This window comes from Thiohalobacter sp. (assembly GCF_027000115.1).
Taxonomy (GTDB): Bacteria; Pseudomonadota; Gammaproteobacteria; order Thiohalobacterales; family Thiohalobacteraceae; genus JALTON01.
Genome location: NZ_JALTON010000037.1, coordinates 38445 through 62149 on the forward strand (window position 1 = coordinate 38445; position 23705 = coordinate 62149).

A 23705-nucleotide genomic window follows, 5' to 3' on the forward strand; every position below is an offset into this window, starting at 1 on the left:
GGTTTCATGGCGACGCAGATTCACCGTTCCGCACTGGTGCCCTACAGCCCGGCCGAAATGTTCGCGCTGGTCAGCGATGTGGATGCCTATCCCGAATTCCTGCCCTGGTGCAGCGGGGCGCGGGTGCTGGAGCGCAAGGGCGACGAGGTGCGCGCCTGTGTCGAGATCAGCAAGGGTGCGGTGCACAAGCGCTTCACCACCCTCAATCGGGAGCAGAAGAACAAGATGATCGAGATTCGCCTGCTGGAAGGACCTTTTCGCCACCTGGAAGGCTTCTGGCGTTTCGATCCCCTCGGCGACGCCGCCTGCAAGGTATCGCTCGATCTCGAGTTCGATTTTGCCAGCCGGATGCTGGGGATGATGGTCGGTCCGGTGTTCAACCAGATCGCCAATACCCTGGTCGATGCCTTCCATCAGCGTGCGGTGCAGGTCTATGGCAGGCGCTGAGGTGATGCAGGTCGAGGTCGCCTATGCCCGGCCAGACCGGCAGCTCATCCTGCCCGTGGAGGTGCCGAAGGGCGCCACCATCGAGCAGGCCATCCGCCTGTCCGGCATCCTGGAGCACTTTCCCGAAATCGACCTGGAGAAGCAGGCGGTCGGCATCTTCGGCAAGCTGAAGAAGCTGGATACCCCATTGCGCGAGGGCGACCGGGTGGAGATCTACCGGCCGCTGATCGCCGACCCGAAGGAAGTCCGCAAGCAGCGTGCCGCGGCGGGCAAGCGCATGAAGAAGGGCGGCGGCGACCTCTGAGCCGCGGCAGGCGGTCAGTGGGCGTGCGGGGCCGATGCCGGCTGGCGCCGCCGTTCGCCGTCCACGCCCAGGTCATCGAACTCGCTGCCGAACCCCATCCAGTTCCAGAGGCGGGTCAGCAGTCCGCGCGGCTTGCGCGGCTGGGGCGGAACCGTGACCGTGGCGATCTTGGGTGCGGTATCGGTCGCGGCATCGGGACGGGGCCGCAGGTCGCCGCGGATCTCCACCAGCCGGTCCCCGTCGAAGAAGAGGGTCACGCGCTTCTGCTCGACCTCGCCCCGGCCCGGCTGCATCCGGTACAGGTAGTCCCAGCGGTTGTCGTGGAAGGGGTCCATCAGCAGCGGGGTGCCCATCACGAACTTCACCTGGCGCCGGGTCATCCCGGGGCGAAGCTGGTCCACCGCTTCCTGGGTCAGCACGTTGCCCTGCTGTACGTCGATGCGGTGAACGAAGGGAATCCGGTCCACGGAACCGCAGCCGGCAAGGCTTGCCAACAGGATTCCGAAAATGAGAAGCTTTCGCATATGAATTGGCTTTAATGACGGGTCCGGCACCGCGGCATGATAGCGCAATGCCCCCCGCCTTTCACACTGTCGAGGAGCACAGGCGTGGAATCCCAGGATCTCAGGAAGGCAGGGCTGAAGGTCACCCTGCCGCGCATGAAGATACTCGAAATCCTCGAGAGCCGGGACACCTCCCGGCACATGAGCGCGGAGGATGTCTACAAGGCGCTGCTCGAGGCCGGCGAGGACATCGGGCTGGCCACCGTGTACCGGGTGCTGACCCAGTTCGAGGCCGCCGGCCTGGTCAGTCGACACCATTTCGAGGGCGGTCATTCGGTGTTCGAACTGGAGCAGGGCCATCACCACGACCACATCGTGTGTGTGAGATGCGGCCGTGTGGATGAGTTCATCGACGAGGTCATCGAGGAGCGCCAGCAGGCGATCGCCCGCAAGGCCGGCTACGAGATGACCGATCACAGCCTGTACATCTACGGCATCTGCGCCGACTGCCGCAAGGAACAGGGCGGGAAATAGCCACGGAATCCACCGAAATGCTTTTTTTCGGCGCACGCGCTCCGCGCGGCGCCATATCCATGAGTGTTGCCGTGGATTCGGTGGATTCCGTGGCTATTTTCTTTTCTTGTTCCGGCGCGGTCTGGACGGCCCACCCGCGCGTTCCAGCATCTCGCGGGCGTGATTGAGGGTCGATTCGGTCACTTCCACGCCCCCCAGCATGCGCGCGACTTCCTCTACCCGTTCCTCGCCGGAGAGCGTACGGATGCGGGTCCGGGTCTGGTCCTTGCCGGAGAGCTTGCTTACCTGGATCTGGTGGTGAGCCTGCACCGCGACCTGCGGCAGGTGGGTGACGCACAGCACCTGCACCCGTTCCCCGAGTTCGCGCAGGCGGCGGCCGACGACTTCGGCGACACCGCCGCCGATGCCGGTGTCGACCTCGTCGAACACCAGCACCGGCGTGGTGCCGGCGTCGGCGGCGATGACCTGGATGGCGAGGCTGATGCGTGACAGCTCGCCGCCGGAGGCGACCCGCGACAGGGGCGCGAACGGCTGTCCCGGGTTGGCGCTGACCCGGAATTCGATCTGGTCCGGGCCATGGCGGGTCGGCTCGGGGGATTCCGCTGGCGTGACCGCAATCTCGAAGCGGCCGCCCTCCATGCCCAGCCCCTGCATGGCCTCGGTCACGGCCTTGCCCAGCGCGCCGGCCGCCTTCCGCCGGGCGCGGGTGAGGGCGGCGGCCTGTTCGCGGTAGCGGGCGTCGAGTTCGGCCAGTTCGGCCTCCAGCCGTTCCAGGTGCGCGTCGGCATGGTCGAGCTGGTCCAGCTCGGTCTCGTAGCCGGCCAGCACCTCGGGCAGGGCGTCGGCATCGACATGATGCTTGCGGGCCTGCTGCTGCAGGCTGGCGATGCGCGCATCCAGCCAGGCCAGTCGCTCGGGATCCTCGTCCTCCGCATCCGCATGGTGAGCGAGCATGTCGGCGGCCTCGCGTGCCTGGATCAGTGCCCCGTTCACCAGCTCGGCGATCTCGCCGAGGGCCGGGTCCAGCCGGGCCGCCTCTTCCAGCGGGCGCAGCGCCTGGCCGAGCAGGCCGTGGGCGCTGGGCTCGCCTTCATAAATATGGTGGAGCGCGGCGCGGGTGGCCTCCTGCAGCCGGCCCCGGTTGGCCAGCCTGCGGTGCTCCTCCTGCAATCGGGCCAGTTCCCCGACCTCGGCACCCAGGGCACGCAGTTCCTCGACATGAAAGCGAAGCAGCTCGAGGCGCCCGGCGCGGTCGCGGGCGGCGGCGCGGAGCGCCTCCAGACGGGCGCGGCAGTCGCGCAGTTCCCGCCAGGTGTCGGCGACGGCCTGCACCCGTTCGGCATGTCCGCCATGTCTGTCGAGCAGCGCGCGCTGGACCTCGCGGCGCAGCAGCGACTGGTGTTCGTGCTGGCCGTGGATGTCGACCAGCCGCTCGCCCAGCTCGCGCAGCTGGGCGAGGGTGACCGGCCGGCCATTGATGTAGGCGCGGGCGCGGCCGTCACGCGGGATCACACGCCGCACCAGGCACTCGCCCTCGTCGGCGAGGTCCTGGGCTTCCAGCCAGGCCTGGATCCCGGGCTTGCCATCGAGGCTGAAGCCGACGCTGATCTCGGCGCGCTCCGCGCCATGCCGCACCACGCCGCTGTCGGCGCGGTCGCCGAGCGCCAGCCCGAGGGCATCGACCAGAATGGACTTGCCGGCACCGGTCTCGCCGGTGAGCGCGGTCATGCCGGTGCCGAGTTCCAGCTCCAGGTCATCGACCAGGACGAAGTCGCGCAGATGGATGTGTCCGAGCATGGTTCGCTGTCCGTCAGGCCTGCTCGCCCCATCGGAACTTGGCGCGCAGGATGCCGAAATAGTCATAGTCGGGCGGATGGATGAGCTTCAGCGGCTTGCCCTTGCGGCGAATGCGCACCCGGTCCTCCGGCAGCAGGCCGAAGTTGATCTGGCCGTCGCAGGTGATCTGGGCCTGGGTGTAGGCGCCGTTGCGCAGCACGATCTCGATCTCCGCGGTATCGCCGATGACGATGGGCCGGTTGTTGAGCGTGTGCGGGCAGATGGGCACCAGGCCGATGGCGTTGAGGGTCGGGTGCAGGATGGGGCCGCCGCCGGACAGGGCATAGGCGGTGGAGCCGGTGGGGGTGGAGACGATGATGCCGTCCGAGCGCTGGGTGTGCAGCAGGCGGCCGTCGATGTGCACCTCGAGTTCGATCATGCGCGCGATGTCCCACTTGTGCACGACCACGTCGTTGAGGGCATCGCTCTCGGCCACCACCTGGCCGCCGCGCAGGACCCGGGCATGCAGCAGGGTCCGGTCCTCGGCGGTGAAGTTGCCGTCGAGGATGCGGTCCAGTTCCGGGGTCATCTGTTCCGGCGAGACATCGGCCAGGAACCCCAGCCGGCCCAGGTTGATGCCCAGCAGGGGCACGCCGGCGTCGGCCACGCTGCGCGCGGCATTGAGGAGGGTGCCGTCGCCGCCGACCACGATCACCAGGTCCACGGCCTCGGCCAGCGCCTGGCGTTCCAGCACCTCGGCCGTGTCCGGGGGCAGGCGCTCGGCCGCGCTGGTGTCGAGCAGCACCTCCAGCCGGCGCCGCTTCAGGTAGTCGACCAGCGCGGCGAGGGTGTCGGCGACGTTGGGATCGCCGAATTTCCCGATGATGCCGATGCGCTTGAAGATGTCCTTCATGGTCGCAGACAGTAGCACGCGCCCGAATTGCCAGCAATCGGGCGGGCGGCCGGAACCCCCTAAGGGAACGGAAGTTTTGTGCCCGCCGTCGGCTTCTTGACCGGGCCCGGGAGCGTTGCTAACCTGCTTGGCACTCACCTGCGCAGAGTGCTAACAGACGTGGCCAGAAGCCCCGCCAAGAAGACTGCCGCCGATCGGGACGGGACGCTGCTCAACGAGCGTGCCCAGCAGCTCCTGCGCGTGCTGGTGGAACGTTACATAGACAGCGGCGAGCCGGTCGGCTCGCGGACGCTGGCGCGCGACTCCGGGCTGGACCTGAGCCCGGCCACGGTGCGCAATGTCATGGCCGACCTGGAGGAGCTGGGCTTCGTGCGCTCGCCGCACACCTCCGCCGGCCGCATGCCCACGGTACGCGGTTACCGCTTCTTCGTAGACAGCCTGCTCCAGGTACAGCCGCTCGATTCCGAGCAGGTGGCCGCGCTGCGCCGCGAGCTGCACCCCGAGGTGAACCACGACCGCCTGGTGGCCAGCGCCTCCTCGCTGCTCTCCGGCATCACCCGCATGGCCGGTGTGGTCACGCTGCCGCGCCGCGAGCATGCCGCCCTGCGCCGGCTCGATTTCCTGCCGCTGTCGGGCAACCGGGTGCTGGTGATCCTCATCTTCAACGAGGGTGAGGTCCAGAACCGCATCATCCAGACCGATCGCGCCTATTCCGCCGCCGAGCTGGAGCAGGCCGCCAACCTGCTCAATTCGCTGTTTGCCGGAAAGGACATCGCTGAGGTGCGCGCCAGCCTGATCGAGGACATGCGTCGGGCCCGGCAGGACATGAACGAACTGATGAACACCGCCGTGGAGATGGCCGAGCGGGTGTTCATCAAGGAGGAGGCCGCCGAGGACGAGGACGTGGTCGTCGCCGGGCAGACCAACCTGATGACCTTCCGCGAGCTTGGCGATGTGGAAAAGCTCCGTAACCTGTTCGAGGTCTTCAACAGCAAGCGTGATCTGCTGCACCTGCTCGACCAGTCGCTGTCCGCCGAGGGGGTGCAAATCTTCATCGGCGAGGAGTCGGGTTACCAGGTGCTCGACGAGTGCTCCGTGGTCACGGCACCCTATTCGGTGGAGGGCGAGGTGGTCGGCGTGCTGGGCGTCATCGGCCCGACGCGGATGGCCTACGACCGGGTGATTCCCATCGTGGATGCCACCGCGCGATTGCTCGGTGCGGCCTTGAATCCCAGGACTTGACCCCCATATTCCCGTGCAGCAGGCGGGCGGCGATTGCCTGTCGCCCGCAAGCGCATGAATGTAAAGCCAATATCTGAGATCCGGAGGATTTCTTGATGTCCGAAGAGCAACAGGTTTCCGGTCAGGAGGCCGAATCGGCCGGCGCGGAACAGCCCGCGACCCAGGACCCGGGCGAACTGCACGCGCTGCTGGAGGATGCCCGCAGCAAGGCCGACGAGCACTGGAACCAGCTGCTGCGGCTGCAGGCGGAACTGGACAACCTGCGCAAGCGCGCCGAGCGTGACGTGGCCCAGGCGCACAAGTTCGGGCTGGAGAAGTTCGCCGGCGAGCTGCTGCCGGTGAAGGACAGCCTGGAGATGGGCATCGCCGCCGCCTCCGAGGGAGACAACATCGACGCTGCCAAGCTCAAGGAGGGCAGCGAGCTGACCCTGAAGATGCTCGGCGACGTGCTGGAGAAGTTCGGCATCCGGGAGATCAATCCCGAAGGCGAGAAGTTCAATCCCGAGTTTCACGAGGCCATGTCCATGCAGGAACGCACCGACGTGGAACCCAATACGGTAGTGACGGTGGTCCAGAAGGGCTACCTGCTCAACGACCGGCTGTTGCGGCCGGCGATGGTGATCGTGGCCAAGGCGCCCGCGGGTTCGGCTTGAAACGCAGGGCCGGTGCCCTCAGATAGCTGGCAGATTCAGGGTATTTGAGCGGACCGACCGGACAACGGAATCAATCTACAGGCATTGGAGACACCGAAAATGGGAAAAATCATCGGCATCGATCTGGGCACCACCAACTCCTGCGTGGCCGTCATGGAGGGTGGCAAGCCCCGCGTCATCGAGAACAGCGAGGGTGATCGCACCACGCCCTCGATCGTCGCCTTCACCGACGACGGCGAGGTGCTGGTCGGCCAGGCGGCCAAGCGCCAGGCGGTCACCAACCCGGAAAACACCCTGTTCGCGATCAAGCGGCTGATCGGGCGCAAGTTCGAGGATCCGGAAGTACAGAAGGACATCGAGCTGGTGCCCTACAAGATCGTCAAGGCGGACAACGGCGACGCCTGGGTCGAGGTCAAGGGCAAGAAGATGGCCCCGCCGGAGATCTCGGCGCGCGTGCTGCAGAAGATGAAGAAGACCGCCGAGGACTATCTCGGCGAGGAAGTGACCGAGGCCGTCATCACGGTTCCGGCCTACTTCAACGACTCGCAGCGCCAGGCGACCAAGGACGCCGGCAAGATCGCCGGCCTGGATGTCAAGCGCATCATCAACGAGCCGACCGCGGCCGCGCTGGCCTATGGCATGGACAAGAAGCGTGGCGACCAGAAGGTGGCCGTGTACGACCTGGGTGGTGGCACCTTCGACATCTCCATCATCGAGATCGCCGATGTCGACGGCGAGCACCAGTTCGAGGTGCTGTCCACCAACGGCGACACCTTCCTGGGCGGCGAGGACTTCGACAAGCGCCTGATCGACTATCTGGCCGACGAATTCCAGAAGGACCAGGGCATCGACCTGCGCGGTGATCCGCTGGCCATGCAACGGCTCAAGGAAGCGGCCGAGAAGGCCAAGATCGAGCTGTCGTCCAGCAATCAGACCGACGTCAACCTGCCCTACATCACGGCGGACGCGAGCGGACCCAAGCACCTCAACATCAAGGTGACGCGGGCCAAGCTGGAATCGCTGGTCGAGGATCTCATTAGCCGCACCATCGAGCCCTGCAAGACCGCGCTCAAGGATGCCGGCCTGTCGGTGGGCGAGGTCGACGAGGTGATCCTGGTCGGCGGCCAGACCCGCATGCCCAAGGTGCAGGAAGCGGTGAAGGCGTTCTTCGGCAAGGAGCCGCGCAAGGATGTCAACCCGGACGAGGCCGTGGCCATCGGTGCCGCGATCCAGGGCGGCGTGCTGGGTGGCGAGGTCAAGGACGTGCTGCTGCTCGACGTGACCCCGCTGAGCCTCGGCATCGAGACCCTGGGCGGTGTCATGACCAAGCTGATCGAGAAGAACACCACCATCCCTACCAAGGCGACGCAGGTGTTCTCGACCGCCGACGACAACCAGACCGCGGTGACCGTGCACGTGCTGCAGGGCGAGCGCGAGATGGCCAGCGCCAACAAGTCGCTGGGCCGCTTCGACCTGACCGACATCCCGCCCGCACCGCGCGGCGTGCCGCAGATCGAGGTCACCTTCGACATCGATGCCAACGGCATCCTCAACGTGTCCGCCAAGGACAAGGGCACGGGCAAGGAGCAGAAGATCGTCATCAAGGCCTCGTCGGGCCTGTCCGAGGACGAGATCGAGAAGATGGTCAAGGATGCCGAGGCCCATGCCGAGGAAGACCGCAAGTTCCACGAGCTGGTGGACGCCCGCAACCAGGCCGACAACCTGATCCACGCGACCCGCAAGTCGCTCACGGACCTGGGTGACAAGGTCGAGGCCGGCGAGAAGTCCGCCATCGAGGACGCCATCAAGGCGCTGGAAGAAGTCATGAAGGGCGACGACAAGGCGGCCATCGAGGCCAAGACCCAGGCCCTGGCGGAACTCTCGGGCAAGCTGGCCCAGAAGGTCTACGAGCAGCAGCAGGGTGCTGGCGGCGGTGCCGGTGCCCAGCAGGCGGGCGCCGAGCAGGCCGAGACCACCACGGCTGGTGGGGACGATGTCGTCGATGCCGAGTTCGAGGAAGTCGACGACAACAAGAAGTGAGCCCGTGCGGGCGGAACGGCGGTGGCCGCTCCGTCCGCACCTTCTTTTCCGTGAATCGCGGTTCGGCGGCCACCGGGCCGCGTTCGCGTGTGTGGGGGCGGCGAGCTCCGGGTCCGTACCGGAGCCGGTAAGGAATCATGTCCAAGCGTGACTACTACGAAATCCTGGGTGTCCAGAAGAATGCGAGCGAGGCCGAACTGAAGAAGGCCTACCGCCGCATGGCGCAGAAGTACCATCCCGACCGCAATCCCGACGACAAGGCGGCCGAGGAGAAGTTCAAGGAAGTCAAGGAGGCCTACGAGGTTCTCTCTGACGCACGCAAGCGCGCGGCCTATGACCAGTTCGGCCATGCCGGGGTCGACCCCAATGCCGGCCCTGGTCCGGGTGGCTTCGGCGCCGGTGGCGCCAGCTTCTCGGACATATTCGGCGATGTCTTCGGCGACATCTTCGGGGGCGGCGGTGGCCGCGGCGGCCAGCGCGCCTACCGCGGCGCGGACCTGCGCTACAACCTGGAACTGACGCTTGAGGAGGCCGTGGCCGGCACCACCGTCAAGATCCGGGTGCCCACCATGACCGCCTGTACGGCCTGCGGCGGCAGTGGTGCCCGCAGCGGCAGTCGGCCGGAAACCTGTACCACCTGTGGCGGCGTCGGCCAGGTGCGCATGCAGCAGGGCTTCTTCTCCGTCCAGCAGACCTGCCCGCGCTGTCGCGGCACCGGCACCATCATCAGCGATCCCTGCACGGTCTGTCATGGTCATGGCCGGGTACAGGAAACCAAGACCCTGTCGGTGAAGGTTCCGGCCGGTGTCGATACCGGCGACCGCATCCGCCTCGCCGGCGAGGGCGAGGCCGGCGAGAACGGAGGCCCGCCGGGCGATCTCTACGTGCAGATCCGGGTAAAGGAGCATGCCATCTTCACCCGCGAGGACAACAACCTGTACTGCGAGGTACCCATCCCCTTTGTCACCGCCGCCCTGGGCGGCGAGCTGGAAGTACCGACGCTCGATGGCCGAGTGGTGCTCAAGATCCCCGAAGGCACCCAGTCCGGCAAGCTGTTCCGCCTGCGCGGCAAGGGCGTGCAGCCGGTGCGCGGTGGCCCGGTCGGCGATCTGATGGCTCGGGTGGTGGTGGAGACGCCGGTGAACCTGTCGGCGAAGCAGAAGGAGCTGCTGCGCGAGTTCGAGCGCACCCTGGGCGAGAAGGGCGGTTCGCACCACAATCCCAAGTCCCATTCCTGGCTGGACGGCGTCAAGCGTTTCTTCGACAACATGAAGCCCTGAGTCGAACGGGCCTTGCGAATCATTCTGTCCATGGTTGCAATGTGCGCTGACCTTGGTTTGGTTGGCCCGCATATTGCTCCAGGGCGGAAACGGGCGGTCGCAAATCGTACCCTGGGATATGGCAACCGAATCCCATTTGTTTTCCTGTAATGCAGGAAGTCGGTCGGCGTCCTCTCGTGCTCTGGTGCAGTAAGCGGACTGGTCTTGTCAATCCCAGCTGAGCGCGCCGCCGGTCTGGTACTCGGTCACACGGGTCTCGAAGAAGTTCTTCTCCTTGCGCAGGTTGGCCTGCTCGTCCAGCCAGGGCAGGGCGTTCTCCGCGCCCGGAAAGGGCTCCTCGACACCGAGCTGGCGCGCGCGGCGGTTGGCAATGAAGCGGAACTGCTCGCCATGCAGTTGCGCCGAGTAGCCGAGGATGGGTTCGGGCAGCAGGAAGCGGGCATAGGCGGTTTCCGCTGCCTCGGCCTCGTCCCACATCTCGCGCAGGGCGGCGGGGTCGGGCCGGATGGCCTCTTCCTCCATGATCTGGCGGGCCACGCGGATGCCGAATCCGGCATGCATGACCTCGTCGCGCATGATGTACTGGAGTTGTTCCGCCGTGCCTTTCATCAGGCCACGCCGTTGCAAGGCGAATATCGGCGAGAAGCCGTTGTAGAACCAGCAGCCCTCGAACACGGCAGCGAAGAAGATGTAGGCCATCAGGAACTCCGCCAGGGTGTCGCGGTCGCGGAGGTCCACGTCCGGTCGCAGTACCGAGTCCAGCCGGCGGTTGGCAATGCGGATCTTGGCGTGGATCTCGGGCACCACGCGGTACCGGTTGTAGATCTCGCCCTGGTCGAGGTTGAGCGTCTCGATGCAGTGCTGGTAGGTCCAGGTATGCAGGGCTTCCTCGTAGACCTGCCGGGCCTGGTAGATCTGCAGCTCGGGTGCCGACATCTTTTCCATTACCGCCAGGCCGATGTTGCGCATGGCCAGAATGTCCGAGGTGGTGAGATAGGCAAGCACATTTTCATAGACATGCCGTTCCTCGGTGGTCAGGCGGTGGTGATAGTCGTGCACGTCCTGCGCCATGTTGATGTCCAGCGGCGTCCAGTGGTTGCGGTTGGCGTTGAGGAAGTACTTCCAGGCCCAGGGGTAGCGGAAGGGCGCGAGCTGGTTGATGTCGGTCAGGCCGTTGACGACCCGCTTGTCGCGGGGGTCCACGGGCCGCGCGGCGGGCTGTGAGCGGCCGGCGGGAAGGGCCGGACCACCCAGTGCCGTGTCAGCGGTCGGGGCCGGGGCGTCGTCCGGCAGGGTCACGGGCGGCGGCGGGGCCTGTTCCGGCGAGGCGGTCGTGCGTTGCAGCAATGCGGCAAGGGGGTCGTTCCATTCGTTCATGTCGGTCGTCTCCTGAATTCCGTGGGCTGGCGCGTTACTGGCAGGCTTCGCATTCGGGGTCGTCTATGGCGCAGGCCTTGGGCGCGTCGCGCTCGCCTTCGTCGGTCTTTTCCATGTGCGTGGCGCCGAGGGTACGCAGGTAATAGGTGGTCTTGAGGCCACGCAGCCAGGCCAGCTTGTACAGTGCGTCCAGCTTCTTGCCCGAGGGTTCGGCGAGGTAGAGGTTCAGCGACTGTGCCTGGTCGATCCATTTCTGACGCCGGGCCGCCGCCTCTACCAGCCAGCGGGGATCGATCTCGAAGGCGGTGGCATAAAGGGCCTTGAGATCCTCGGGAATGCGGTCGATGGCGGCCAGCGAGCCGTCGTAGTACTTGAGGTCGTTGATCATCACCGCGTCCCACAGTCCGCGCGCCTTGAGGTCGCGCACCAGGGCCTCGTTGACCACCGTGAACTCGCCCGACAGGTTCGATTTCACGAACAGGTTCTGGTAGGTGGGTTCGATGGACTGGGATACGCCGCAGATGTTGGAGATGGTGGCCGTGGGCGCGATGGCCAGGCAGTTGGAGTTGCGCATGCCGACGGTGCGCACGCGCTCGCGCAGTGCCTCCCAGTCCAGGGTGCTGCCGCGGTCGACCTCCAGCAGCGGGCCGCGGACCTCGGCCAGCAGATCGAGCGAGTCGATGGGCAGAATGCCGCGGCTCCACAGCGAGCCGTCGAAGCTGGGATAGCGGCCCCGCTCCTCGGCCAGCTCGGTCGAGGCCTGGATGGCGAAGTAGGACAGGGCCTCCATGCTGCGGTCGGCGAACTCGACCGCGGCCTCGCTGGCGTAAGGGATGCGCAGGCGATGCAGCGCATCCTGGAAACCCATGAGCCCCAGTCCGACCGGCCGGTGGCGCAGGTTGGCGCGGCGGGCCTGGGGCACGCTGTAGTAGTTGATGTCGATGACATTGTCGAGCATGCGCAGGGCGATGCCCACGGTGCGCGCCAGTTTCTCCGTGTCCAGCCCCTCGTCGTCGACGTGGGCGGCCAGGTTGACCGAGCCCAGGTTGCACACCGCGATCTCGTCGTCGGAGGTGTTGAGGGTGATCTCGGTACAGAGGTTGGACGAATGCACCACGCCCGCGTGCTGTTGCGGCGAGCGCAGGTTGCAGGGGTCCTTGAAGGTGATCCAGGGATGCCCCGTCTCGAACAGCATGCCCAGCATACGCCGCCAGAGATCCTGGGCGCGGAGCTTCTTGTGCACGCGCAGCTCGCCACGCTCGGCCATGGCCTCGTACTCGGCATAGCGGGCCTCGAAGGCGGCGCCGGTGAGATCGTGCAGGTCCGGCACCTCGTCGGGCGAGAACAGGGTCCAGTCGCCGTCCTCCGCCACCCGCTTCATGAACAGGTCCGGTACCCAGTTGGCGGTGTTCATGTCATGGGTGCGGCGGCGTTCGTCGCCCGTGTTCTTGCGCAGCTCCAGGAATTCCTCGATGTCGATGTGCCAGGTCTCCAGGTAGGCACAGACGGCCCCCTTGCGCTTGCCGCCCTGGTTGACCGCGACGGCGGTGTCATTGGCGACCTTGAGAAAGGGCACCACGCCCTGGCTGGTGCCGTTGGTGCCCTTGATGTGGGCGCCCAGACCGCGCACCCGGCTCCAGTCGTTGCCCAGGCCGCCGGCGAACTTGGACAGCAGGGCGTTGTCGCGGATGGCGCTGTAGATGCCATCCAGATCGTCGGGCACGGTGGTCAGGTAGCAGCTCGAGAGCTGCGGGCGCAGGGTGCCGGCGTTGAACAGGGTGGGCGTGGAACTCATGAAATCGAACGATGACAGCAGTTCGTAGAACTCGATGGCGCGTGCCTCGCGGTCGATTTCGCGGATGGCCAGGCCCATGGCCACGCGCATGAAGAAGGCCTGGGGCAGTTCGAAGCGCACGCCCTCGTGGTGCAGGAAGTAGCGGTCATAGAGCGTCTGCAGGCCGAGGTAGCCGAACTGCCGGTCGCGTTCCGGTTTCAGTGCCGCGGCGAGCCGGGCCAGGTCAAAGCGGCCGAGTTCGGGGTCCAGGTGTTCGGTGTCGATGGCCTTGCGGACGTAGCGCTCGAAGTAGTCGGCGTAGGGGTCCTCCGGCGGCAGCCGGTCCAGATCGGGCCGGGTATCGAGCACGAAGGCATGGGCCTCGTCGATCAGGCGATCGAGCAGCAGCCGTGCCGCCGCGCGCCCGTGATCGGGGTCCTGCTCGATCAGGCCGCGGGCGGCGAGGATCAGCGCCTGGCCGACATCCTGCTCGGGCATGCCGTCGTACAGGTTGCGTTCCGTCTCCCGCAGGATGGCACCGGCGTCGGCGCCGGCCAGGCCGGCGCAGGCACGCTCGATACGGGTGCGCAGCAGGGCGGGATCCAGCGTGGCCAGGCTGCCGTCGGCACGGCGCAGGTTCAGACGCGGCGCTTCGTTCCCGGACTCGGCGGCGGGTGCGCTCGCGGCCCGTTCGCGGGCGCGCTGTTCGCGGTACAGCACATAGGCGCGGGCTACCTTGTGATGCCCGCCGCGCATCAGCGCCAGCTCGACCTGGTCCTGGATGTCCTCGATGTGCACGGCACCGCCCTGGGGCTGGCGCCGGAGCAGGGCGGCCACCACGTCCTCGGTCAGTGCCGCCACCGTGTCGTGGATGCGCCGCGAGGCCGCGCCCTGGCCGCCTTCCACGGCCAGGAAGGCCTTGGTCAGGGCCACGGCGATCTTGGTGGGGTCGAAGGGGGTGCGGGCACCGTTGCGGCGGATCACCGCGTGGCTGGTGGTTGCCGGCGAGCGCGCGGCCGCCTCGTCGAGGGTCGGCGGGATTGTGGCGGACCCGGCGAACGGGACGCCGGGCATCGGATCGTTGCTGCCCGGGGTCGGGGCTTGTCGTGGCATGGCGCTTCCTCCTCCGTCGGTTTGGGGTCGGGCGCCTGCGCGTCAACGGTGGGGGAAGACCTGGGTCTGCCGGCTTGTGGCCGGCCGGCGAACCGCAAGGGGTCGCCATCCCCGACGCCTGTTACGCGAAGGCGAGGGTTACGGACGGGCCGCCGACCGGGCGGACGCCGTCGTCTCCGGCAGGTCTTCGGACTCGGGGGCAGAACAGATGTGGCCTGGGGCCGCGGCTTCCCATCCTCTGCGGACAGTGCCTGGCACCGCGGGGTGCGGTGCCGCGCGGCCTTCGTTCCCCCTCACCGCTGCGCGTCAGTCCCGGATTCGCACCGGGTTCCCTCTTGCAGCCACCCCAAGGGATTGGGGTGGCACCGGAGACGAACCACAAGATAGTGGGGTTCAGGGTGCCTTGCAAGCCCCCATTTTCCGTGCCAGGTCGAGGAAGTCCCGCAGCCAGGGCAGATCTGCGTCGGCGGCGCGGATGGCCGCCAGCATCCGTCCGCGCAGGCCATGGCGCCCCAGTGGCCGTGCGGCCAGCCGTTCCCGTTCGAGCGCGTCCCGAAGCACCCAGTCGGGCAGGGCGGCGACCCCGCGCCGGCTGGCCACCAGCTGCAGGATCACGGCGGTCAGTTCGCAGGGCCGAACGGCGGCCGGTTCCACGCCCGCGGGATCGAGAAAGCGGCCGAACAGGTCCAGCCGTGAGCGTGGCACCGGGTAGGTGATGAGGGTCTGGTCGGCGAGGTGCCGGGGCTGGATGCGCTTGAGCCGGGTGAGGGGGTGATCGGGTGCGAGCGCCAGCAGGGCCTCGTAGTCGAACAGGGGTTCGAAGTGCAGCGAGCGGTGGCGGCTGCGGTCCGAGGTGATGACCAGGTCCACCTCGCCCGCGAGCAGTGCGGGCAGGGCGTCGAAGGCGCTGGCGTGGATGTCGATGTCCACTTCCGGCCAGCGGTCGCGAAAGTCCTCCAGCAGCGGCAGCAACCAGTCGTAGCAGGCGTGGCACTCGATGGTGAGGTGCAGGCGGCCTGCGGCGGCAGCTTCATCGGACTTGAGAAACCGCTCCGTATCGGCCACGGCCGGCAGCACCTGGCGCGCCAGCGCCAGCAGGCGTTCGCCCGCGGCGGTGAGCCGCAATGGCCGGGTGCCGCGGCGCAGCAGCGGGGTGTCGAAATGGGTTTCCAGCGCGCGCAGCTGATGCGAAAGGGCCGACTGGGTGAGGTGCAGACGGCGGGCGGCGCCGGCCAGGCTGCCGGTCTCGGCCAGCGCCTGCAGCGTGCGCAGATGGCGGAGCTCCAGGAACATGAATGAAATTCAGTGACGCAGTGAAAAATTTGAGTTTGATTCAGTGTCCTCGGCTCACCATACTCGCCGCCGTCAGCCGATACAACAGGGAGCGGCAACATGCGTATACACAATCTGGGATTCCCGCGCATCGGCGCGCGCAGGGAGCTGAAGACGGCCCTGGAAGCCTACTGGCGCGGGGACATCGACCGCGCGCAACTGGAGGCCACGGGGCGTGAGCTGCGGACCCGCCACTGGGCGTTGCAGCGCGCGGCCGGTCTGGACCTGATTCCGGTCGGTGACTTCAGCTTCTACGACAGCATGCTCGATCATGCCGCCCTGCTGGGCGTGGTGCCGCCCCGCTTCGGCTGGCAGGGAGGCACAGTCGACCTGGACCTGCAGTTCGCCATGGCCCGCGGCACGACCATCGACGGTGCGCCGCTGGCTGCCTGCGAAATGACCAAGTGGTTCGATACCAACTACCATTATCTGGTGCCGGAGCTGGCGCCGGGGCAGCGGTTCCGGATTTCGAGCGAACGCCTGTTCGAGGAAGTGCGCGAGGCGCGCGCCCAGGGGTTGCCCTTCAAGCCGGTGCTCATAGGTCCGGTCACCTGGTTGTGGCTGGCCAAGTCGCGGGTCGCCGGATTCGACCGCCTGGACCTGTTCGAACCGCTGGTCGAGGCCTATGGCGAGGTGCTGGAGCGGCTGGCCGACGAGGGGGCCGACTGGGTGCAGGTGGACGAGCCGGCGCTGGTGCTGGATCTGCCGCCAGCCTGGCAGCAGGGCTGTGAGCGGGCCTACCATGCGTTGCAGTCCTGCCGCGCGCGGTTGCTGTTGACCACCTACTTCGGGGCGCTGGGCGACAATCTCGGACTCGCCGCGCGACTGCCGGTGGCCGGGCTGCATGTCGACCTGGTGCGCGGTGCCGACCAGCTCGATGCCGTGCTCGACCGGCTGCCGCCCTACAAGGTGCTGTCGCTGGGCGTGATCGACGGCCGCAACGTGTGGCGGACCGACCCGGATGCCGCATTGCAACCCTTGACGCAGGCGCGCGAGCGCATCGGCGACGAACGGCTCTGGGTTGCGCCTTCCTGCTCCCTGCTGCACGTGCCAGTGGATCTGGAACTGGAGGACAGTCTGGATCCGGGCCTGCGCGGCTGGCTCGCCTTCGCCGTGCAGAAGCTCGACGAGTTGTCCCTGTTGCGGCGGGTGCTGGCTGGCGATGTCGACGCCTTGCCGGCGCTGGAAGCTGCCCGTGCGGCGATCGCGGCACGCCGGGCCGATCCGCGTCTGCACAGCGAGGCCGTGGCCAGGCGGCTGGCGGGCATTGGCGCGGAGGACCTGTCTCGCCACGCGCCATTCCACGTGCGGCGTCCCCTGCAACAGGCCCGGCTGCGGCTGCCGCCGTTTCCGACCACGACCATCGGTTCCTTTCCGCAGACGGCCGAGATCCGCCAGTGGCGGCGCGACCATCGCCAGGGGCGGCTGGACACGGCGGCCTACGAGGGCCTGCTGCGGGATGAGATCGCCGAGATCATTCGTCGCCAGGAGGCGCTGGGTCTGGACGTGCTGGTCCACGGCGAGCCCGAACGCACCGACATGGTCGAGTACTTCGGCGAGCGCCTGGCCGGCTTCGCCATCACCCGCTTCGGCTGGGTACAGTCCTACGGGTCGCGCTGCGTGAAGCCGCCGATCCTCTATGGCGACGTCCGGCGCCCGGGGCCGATCACGGTCGAGTGGGCGCGCTTCGCCCAGTCGCTGACCGAGCGGCCGGTGAAGGGCATGCTCACCGGCCCGGTGACCCTTCTCAACTGGTCCTTCGTCCGCGACGACCGGCCGCGTGCCGACACCTGCCGACAGATCGCGCTGGCCCTGCGCGACGAGGTCTGCGATCTGGAGGCGGCCGGCATCCGCATCATCCAGATCGACGAAGCGGCCTTGCGCGAGGGTCTGCCGCTGCGTCGCGCGGAACAGGCCGCCTATCTGGACTGGGCGGTGGCCGCCTTCCGTCTGACCGCCTCGGGGGTCCGCGACGAGACCCAGATCCATACCCACATGTGCTACTCGGAGTTCAACGACATCCTTGCGGCCATCGCCGGCATGGATGCCGATGTCATCACTATCGAAACCTCGCGTTCGCAGATGGAGCTGCTGGATGCCTTCGTCGACTTCGAGTACCCGAACGACATCGGCCCCGGCGTCTACGACATCCACTCGCCGAATGTGCCGACCGTGGAATCGATGGTGGCGCTGCTGCAGCGGGCGGCGGAGCGTATTCCGGCGGAGCAGCTGTGGGTGAATCCCGACTGCGGCCTCAAGACCCGCGGCTGGGCCGAGGTCGAGCCGGCACTGCGCAACATGGTGGCGGCGGCCCGGCGCATGCGGACAGCCATCGCGGCCCGGAACAGGGCCTGAGTCGCACCCTCGCGGGAATTCGGTTAGGCTTCCCGCCTGCCTGATTTCGACTGCGGGAACTGCCACCGATGACGACACGCATAGCCATTGCCGGCGCCGCCGGGCGCATGGGCCGGGCCCTGATCGAGGCCGTGGGCCAGAGCGGGGACGCCGAGGTGACGGCGGCCTTCGAGGCCCCGGGTCACGAGCTGCTGGGCACCGATGCCGGGGTGCTCGCCGGTCAGCCCGCGCTGGGCGTGCCGCTGTCCGCCGATGTCGCGGCGGCGGCGGATGCCTTCGACGTGCTCATCGACTTCACCCGCCCCGGGCCGACGCTGCACCACGTTGCCGTGTGCGCCGAGCGAGGCAAGGCGCTGGTCATCGGCACCACCGGTCTCGACGAGGCCGGCAAGACGGCCATTGCCGAGGCAGCGCAGCGGGTGCCGATCGTGTTCGCGCCCAACATGAGCGTCGGCGTCAACCTGTGCCTGAAGCTGCTGGACATGGCCGCCCGGGTACTGGGCGACGAGGTGGACATCGAGATCATCGAGGCCCACCACCGGCACAAGGTCGATGCGCCCTCCGGCACCGCCCTGCGCATGGGCGAGGTGGTGGCCGAGGCCCTGGGCCGGGACCTCGAAAGCTGCGCCGTCTATGGCCGCCAGGGCCACACCGGCGAACGCGACCGCAGGACCATCGGCTTCGAGACCATCCGAGCCGGCGACATCGTCGGCGAGCACACGGTCATGTTCGCCGGCATCGGCGAGCGGGTGGAGATCACCCACAGGGCCTCCAGCCGCATGACCTTCGCCACCGGCGCGGTGCGCGCGGCGCTGTGGCTGGCCGGTCGCCCGGCAGGCTTGTACGACATGCAGGACGTGCTGGGCCTGAAGGAACTCCCGGCGCCGTAGACACCCGCGGCGGGCTTGGCGTACAATACCGCCTCAGCGCGTGGTCGTCCGTTCTGGGCGACACCCTCGGAAAATGGCTTTTGGAAACAGCGGGATGGCCTGAAGCGGGGTCCTCCCGCTTTCTGTATGCGAGCTGGAGGTCCCGTTGAGGAAACCTGCCCTGCTGGTCCTTGCCGATGGCAGCGTCTTTCGTGGCGAGTCGATCGGCATGGAGGGAGAGACGGTCGGCGAGGTGGTGTTCAACACCGCCATGACCGGCTATCAGGAAATCCTCACCGATCCCTCCTATGCGCGCCAGATCGTCACCCTGACCTGTCCCCATATCGGCAACGTTGGCTGCAACGAGATCGACGAGGAGTCCTCGCACGTCCATGCCGCCGGGCTGGTGATCCGCGACCTGCCGTTGATCCACAGCAACTGGCGCGCAGAGTGTTCGCTGGAGGACTATCTGGTCCGCAACCGGGTGGTGGCCATTGCCGGCATCGACACCCGACGCCTGACCCGCATCCTGCGCGAGAAGGGCGCCCAGAACGGCTGCATCGTTGCCGGCGAGGGCGTGGACGAGCCGGCGGCACTGGCAGCCGCCCGGGCCTTCCCCGGCCTCAAGGGCATGGACCTGGCGAAGGAAGTCACCACCCATCAGCCCTATGAGTGGGCCCAGGGCACCTGGACGCTGGAGGGCGGTCTGCCCGAGGCGCCGCATCCCATCGACGAGAAGTTGCCGCTGCATGTGGTGGCCTATGACTTCGGGGTCAAGCGCAACATCCTGCGCATGCTGGTCGACCGGGGCTGCCATGTCACCGTGGTCCCGGCGCAGACGCCGGCCAGCGTGGCCATGGAGCTGAAGCCGGATGGGGTGTTCCTGTCCAACGGCCCCGGCGATCCCGAGCCCTGCGACTATGCCATTGCCGCCATCCGCGAGCTGGCCGACCGGCGCGTGCCCCTGTTCGGCATCTGTCTCGGTCACCAGCTGCTGTCGCTGGCCAGCGGCGCGCGCACCCTGAAGATGAAATTCGGTCACCATGGCGCCAACCATCCGGTACAGGATCTCGACAGCGGCGCGGTGATGATCACCAGCCAGAACCACGGTTTCGCGGTGGACGAGGGCAGCCTGCCCGACAAGCTGCGCGCCACCCATCGTTCCCTGTTCGACGGCTCGCTGCAGGGCGTGGAACGCACCGACATCCCGGCCTTCGGTTTCCAGGGGCACCCGGAAGCCAGCCCCGGCCCGCACGACGTGGCACCGCTGTTCGATCGCTTCATCGACCTCATGCGAGTGAGGCGCGAGGCGTGAGGCGCAGGATGGGCAAGGGAGCGCAGCGACGTGCCCATCACGATTCAGCGGCGCTGTTCGACCGGTTCATCGAATTGATGGAAAAAGACTAACGCAAAGACGCAAAGTCATCATGAAACCGGTTTACAGAATTTTCCTCTGCGTTCTTTGCGCCTTTGCGTTGGATTTTCTAAGACAAACCCATGCCCAAACGGACTGACATAGAGAGCATCCTCATCCTCGGCGCGGGGCCGATCATCATCGGCCAGGCCTGCGAGTTCGACTATTCCGGTGCCCAGGCCTGCAAGGCGCTGCGCGAGGAGGGTTACCGCGTCATCCTGGTGAATTCCAACCCGGCCACCATCATGACCGACCCGGACATGGCGGATGCGACCTATATCGAGCCGGTGGACTGGCAGACGGTGGCGCGCATCATCGAGCGCGAGCGGCCGGACGCCCTGCTGCCGACCATGGGTGGCCAGACGGCGCTCAACTGCGCGCTGGATCTGGCCCGCGAGGGCGTGCTGGAGCGATTCGGCGTGGAGATGATCGGCGCCAGCCGCGACGCCATCGACAAGGCCGAGGATCGCGACCGCTTCCGTCAGGCCATGCAGAAGATCGGCCTCGACATGCCGCGCTCGGCGGTGGCCCACAGCATGGAAGAGGCGTTACAGGTACAGGCCTCGATCGGCTTCCCGACCATCATCCGTCCTTCCTTCACTCTCGGCGGTTCCGGCGGCGGCATTGCCTACAACAAGGAAGAATTCGTCGAAATCTGCGAGCGCGGCCTCGACCTTTCGCCCACCAACGAGCTGCTGATCGAGGAATCGGCGCTGGGCTGGAAGGAATACGAGATGGAGGTGGTGCGCGACCGCAAGGACAACTGCATCATCATCTGCTCCATCGAGAACTTCGATCCCATGGGCGTGCACACCGGGGATTCCATCACCGTCGCGCCGGCGCAGACGCTGACCGACAAGGAATACCAGATCATGCGCGATGCCTCGCTGGCGGTGCTGCGCGAGATCGGCGTGGATACCGGCGGCTCCAACGTGCAGTTCGCGATCAATCCCGAGAACGGGCGCATGATCATCATCGAGATGAATCCGCGCGTGTCCCGCTCCTCGGCGCTGGCCTCCAAGGCCACCGGCTTCCCGATTGCCAAGGTCGCGGCCAAGCTGGCCGTCGGCTACACCCTGGACGAGCTGCAGAACGAGATCACCGGCGGGGCCACGCCGGCCTCCTTCGAGCCGGCCATCGACTACGTGGTCACCAAGATCCCGCGCTTCACCTTCGAGAAGTTTCCGCAGGCCGAGCCGGTGCTGACCACCCAGATGAAGTCGGTGGGCGAGGTGATGGCCATCGGCCGCACCTTCCAGGAGTCCATGCAGAAGGCCCTGCGCGGCCTGGAGACGGGCGTCGACGGCTTCGACGAGCGCCTGGACATGAGCGCCGAGGACACCAAGGAGCGTCTGCGTCGCGAGCTGCGCACGCCGGGTCCGGAGCGGGCACTGTACGTCGCCGATGCCTTCCGCTATGGCATGAGTCTGGAGGAAGTGCAGGAGTTCACGCGCATCGATCCCTGGTTCCTGGTGCAGATCGAGGAGATCGTGCGTCTCGAGGCGACGGTGCGCGAGCAGGGGATCGACGCCCTGGACGAGGATTTCATGCGCCTGCTCAAGCGCAAGGGCTTCTCCGACCGGCGGCTGGCGAAGCTGGTCGGCAGCAGCGAGGGCGCCCTGCGCAAGCTGCGGCATGTGCTGGGTGTGCGGCCTGTGTTCAAGCGCGTGGACACCTGTGCCGCCGAGTTCGCGACCTCCACGGCCTACATGTATTCCACCTACGAGGAGGCATGCGAGGCCGAGCCGAGCGATGCCCAGAAGATCATGGTGCTGGGCGGCGGGCCGAACCGCATCGGCCAGGGCATCGAGTTCGACTACTGCTGCGTGCATGCGGCGCTGGCCATGCGCGAGGATGGTTACGAGACCATCATGGTCAACTGCAATCCGGAGACCGTCTCCACCGACTATGACACCTCGGACCGGCTGTATTTCGAGCCGCTGACGCTCGAGGATGTGCTCGAGATCATCGACCGCGAGAAACCGCGGGGCGTGATCGTGCAGTACGGCGGCCAGACGCCGCTGAAACTGGCGCGTGACCTGGAGGCAGCCGGCGCGCCCATCATCGGCACCAGCCCGGATTCCATCGACCTGGCCGAGGATCGCGAGCGTTTCCAGAAGCTCATCGATGACCTGGAGTTGCGCCAGCCGCCCAACCGTACCGCGCGCACGCCGGCCGAGGCACTGGCGCTGGCAGCCGAGATCGGTTATCCGCTGGTGGTCAGGCCCTCCTACGTGCTGGGCGGCCGTGCCATGGAAATCGTGTACAACGAGGACGATCTGGAACGCTACATGCGCGAGGCGGTGCAGGTGTCGAACGATTCGCCCGTGCTGCTGGATCGTTTCCTCGACGATGCGGTGGAAGTGGACGTGGATGCGGTCTGCGACGGCCGTGATGTGCTCATCGGCGGCATCATGGAGCACATCGAGGAAGCCGGCGTGCATTCGGGCGACTCGGCCTGTTCGCTGCCGCCCTACACCCTGAGCGCAGGGGTACAGGACCGCATGCGCGAGCAGGTGGCGGCCATGGCGCGCGCGCTCAATGTGGTCGGGCTGATGAACACCCAGTTCGCCATCAAGGGCGACGACATCTACGTACTGGAGGTGAACCCGCGTGCCTCGCGCACGGTGCCCTTCGTCTCCAAGGCGACCGGCCGGCCGCTGGCCAAGATCGCGGCGCGCTGCATGGTGGGCCGCAGCCTGGCCGAGCAGGGCGCGACGGAGGAACGGGTGCCGGGCTATTTCTCGGTCAAGGAGGCGGTGTTCCCCTTCATCAAGTTTCCGGGTGTCGATCCCATTCTAGGACCCGAGATGAAGTCCACGGGCGAGGTGATGGGCGTGGGCCGCACCTTCGGCGCGGCCTTTGCCCGGGCCCAGCAGGCGGCAGGCGTCGAATTGCCGCGCAACGGCAAGATCTTCATCAGCGTGCGCGATGCCGACAAGGCCAAGGCGGTGGCGCTGGCGCGGCGCTTCGCCGAGCGCGGCTTCGAGATCGTTGCCACCCGCGGTACGGCGCGCGCCATCCAGGCGGCCGGCATCGCCTGCGAGGTGGTGAACAAGGTCATCGAGGGCCGGCCGCACATCGTGGACATGATCAAGAACGACCAGATCCGCTATATTGTGAATACGACCGAGGGCAAGCAGGCGATCGCCGACTCCTACACCATCCGGCGCACGGCCCTGCAGCACAAGGTGCATGTGAGCACCACCGTTTCCCATGGCGAGGCCGTGTGCCGGGCGCTGGACAGCCTGGACGTGGACGAGGTGTTTCGCCTGCAGGATCTGCACAAGGAGCTGACAGCATGAGCAAGGTTCCTCTTACCAAGCAGGGTGCCGAGAAGCTGCGCGAGGAATTGCAGCGGCTCAAGAGCGTGGAACGTCCGCGCGTGATCCAGGCCATCGCCGAGGCGCGCGAGCACGGCGATCTCAAGGAGAACGCCGAGTACCACGCCGCCCGGGAGCAGCAGAGTTTCATCGAGGGGCGCATCAAGGAAATCGAGGGTAAGCTCAGCCATGCCCAGATCATCGACGTCACCCAGATGGAGAACACCGGCAAGGTCATTTTCGGCGCCACCGTCGATCTCGCCGACGAGGAGACCGGCAAGGAGATCACCTACCGGATCGTGGGTGAGGACGAGGCCGACATCAAGCAGGGCCTGATTTCCGTGAGCTCGCCCATCGCCCGAGCCCTGATCGGCAAGCAGGAAGGCGACATCGCCGTGGTGCAGGCGCCGGGCGGCGAGAAGCGCTACGAGATCGTCGAGGTCCGCTACGAGTAGC

At 67.0% G+C, this 23705-nt stretch carries 18 protein-coding genes and 1 riboswitch; of the genes, 12 read left to right on the top strand and 6 right to left on the bottom strand.

What is annotated here, in order from left to right; genetic code table 11:
* Window positions 1-6: 6 nt before the first annotated feature.
* Both MVF76_RS05655 and MVF76_RS05660 read left to right on the top strand, forming a co-directional pair.
* Entirely contained in the window at window positions 7-447 is a 441-nt protein-coding gene (locus MVF76_RS05655; RefSeq protein WP_297527824.1) for a type II toxin-antitoxin system RatA family toxin, read from the top strand.
* A complete protein-coding gene (locus MVF76_RS05660; protein WP_297527825.1) occupies window positions 434-751 on the top strand; it encodes an RnfH family protein in 318 nt (105 codons plus the stop codon). Before MVF76_RS05655 ends, MVF76_RS05660 begins: the two co-directional genes overlap by 14 nt.
* A gap of 14 nt (window positions 752-765) precedes the next feature.
* On the opposite strand, the gene MVF76_RS05665 is transcribed toward MVF76_RS05660, so the two are convergent.
* Window positions 766-1245, bottom strand: coding sequence for an outer membrane protein assembly factor BamE (locus MVF76_RS05665; protein WP_297527826.1), 480 nt, complete (start codon window positions 1243-1245; stop codon window positions 766-768).
* A 66-nt stretch (window positions 1246-1311) separates the two neighbouring features.
* Here MVF76_RS05665 and fur point away from each other — a divergent pair, with 66 nt between their 5' ends.
* Window positions 1312-1788 (top strand): ferric iron uptake transcriptional regulator, encoded by a 477-nt coding sequence (gene fur, locus MVF76_RS05670; RefSeq protein WP_317622938.1) that lies wholly within the window; start codon window positions 1312-1314, stop codon window positions 1786-1788.
* A gap of 93 nt (window positions 1789-1881) precedes the next feature.
* Here fur and recN read toward each other — a convergent pair whose 3' ends face one another.
* Both recN and MVF76_RS05680 read right to left on the bottom strand, forming a co-directional pair.
* The gene (recN, locus tag MVF76_RS05675) at window positions 1882-3585 is read right to left on the bottom strand and encodes a DNA repair protein RecN (RefSeq protein ID WP_297527828.1); all 1704 of its coding nucleotides are present in this window, start codon (window positions 3583-3585) and stop codon (window positions 1882-1884) included.
* A 13-nt stretch (window positions 3586-3598) separates the two neighbouring features.
* Window positions 3599-4495, bottom strand: a complete 897-nt coding sequence (locus MVF76_RS05680) for an NAD(+) kinase (RefSeq protein ID WP_297527829.1) — start codon at window positions 4493-4495, stop codon at window positions 3599-3601.
* Between the two features lie 141 nt (window positions 4496-4636).
* Between MVF76_RS05680 and hrcA the strand changes: the two genes are divergently transcribed.
* The 4 genes from hrcA (at window position 4637) to dnaJ (ending at window position 9692) form a co-directional block, all read left to right on the top strand.
* Complete coding sequence (gene hrcA, locus MVF76_RS05685) at window positions 4637-5719, top strand: heat-inducible transcriptional repressor HrcA (protein WP_297527830.1); 1083 nt, start codon at window positions 4637-4639, stop codon at window positions 5717-5719.
* A gap of 95 nt (window positions 5720-5814) precedes the next feature.
* Complete coding sequence (gene grpE / locus MVF76_RS05690) at window positions 5815-6372, top strand: nucleotide exchange factor GrpE (RefSeq protein WP_297527831.1); 558 nt, start codon at window positions 5815-5817, stop codon at window positions 6370-6372.
* Between the two features lie 99 nt (window positions 6373-6471).
* Window positions 6472-8412, top strand: coding sequence for a molecular chaperone DnaK (gene dnaK, locus MVF76_RS05695; RefSeq protein ID WP_297527832.1), 1941 nt, complete (start codon window positions 6472-6474; stop codon window positions 8410-8412).
* Between the two features lie 137 nt (window positions 8413-8549).
* On the top strand, window positions 8550-9692 hold the full coding sequence (gene dnaJ, locus MVF76_RS05700; RefSeq protein WP_297527833.1) for a molecular chaperone DnaJ: 1143 nt from the start codon (window positions 8550-8552) through the stop codon (window positions 9690-9692).
* Between the two features lie 207 nt (window positions 9693-9899).
* On the opposite strand, the gene MVF76_RS05705 is transcribed toward dnaJ, so the two are convergent.
* From MVF76_RS05705 to MVF76_RS05715, 3 genes are all read right to left on the bottom strand, one after another.
* A complete protein-coding gene (locus MVF76_RS05705; RefSeq protein ID WP_297527834.1) occupies window positions 9900-11069 on the bottom strand; it encodes a ribonucleotide-diphosphate reductase subunit beta in 1170 nt (389 codons plus the stop codon).
* Window positions 11070-11103: 34 nt separating this feature from the next.
* Window positions 11104-13917 carry a ribonucleoside-diphosphate reductase subunit alpha gene (locus MVF76_RS05710; protein WP_297527921.1) on the bottom strand — a complete coding sequence of 938 codons (2814 nt, stop codon included), beginning with the start codon at window positions 13915-13917 and terminating at the stop codon, window positions 11104-11106.
* 200 nt (window positions 13918-14117) lie between these two features.
* Window positions 14118-14341: riboswitch (cobalamin riboswitch) on the bottom strand.
* An 8-nt stretch (window positions 14342-14349) separates the two neighbouring features.
* Complete coding sequence (locus MVF76_RS05715) at window positions 14350-15249, bottom strand: LysR family transcriptional regulator (protein WP_297527835.1); 900 nt, start codon at window positions 15247-15249, stop codon at window positions 14350-14352.
* 99 nt (window positions 15250-15348) lie between these two features.
* On the opposite strand from MVF76_RS05715, the gene metE reads away from it, so the two are divergent.
* From metE to greA, 5 genes are all read left to right on the top strand, one after another.
* Window positions 15349-17643 carry a 5-methyltetrahydropteroyltriglutamate--homocysteine S-methyltransferase gene (gene metE, locus MVF76_RS05720; protein ID WP_297527836.1) on the top strand — a complete coding sequence of 765 codons (2295 nt, stop codon included), beginning with the start codon at window positions 15349-15351 and terminating at the stop codon, window positions 17641-17643.
* Between the two features lie 68 nt (window positions 17644-17711).
* Window positions 17712-18533, top strand: coding sequence for a 4-hydroxy-tetrahydrodipicolinate reductase (dapB, locus tag MVF76_RS05725; RefSeq protein ID WP_297527837.1), 822 nt, complete (start codon window positions 17712-17714; stop codon window positions 18531-18533).
* Between the two features lie 145 nt (window positions 18534-18678).
* Window positions 18679-19827: a glutamine-hydrolyzing carbamoyl-phosphate synthase small subunit gene (gene carA, locus MVF76_RS05730; protein ID WP_297527838.1), complete on the top strand. Its 1149-nt coding sequence runs from the start codon at window positions 18679-18681 to the stop codon at window positions 19825-19827.
* Between the two features lie 182 nt (window positions 19828-20009).
* The gene (carB, locus tag MVF76_RS05735) at window positions 20010-23231 is read left to right on the top strand and encodes a carbamoyl-phosphate synthase large subunit (protein WP_297527839.1); all 3222 of its coding nucleotides are present in this window, start codon (window positions 20010-20012) and stop codon (window positions 23229-23231) included.
* Window positions 23228-23704: a transcription elongation factor GreA gene (gene greA, locus MVF76_RS05740; RefSeq protein ID WP_297527840.1), complete on the top strand. Its 477-nt coding sequence runs from the start codon at window positions 23228-23230 to the stop codon at window positions 23702-23704. The genes carB and greA overlap by 4 nt, the downstream gene beginning before the upstream one ends.
* Window position 23705: the final 1 nt, after the last annotated feature.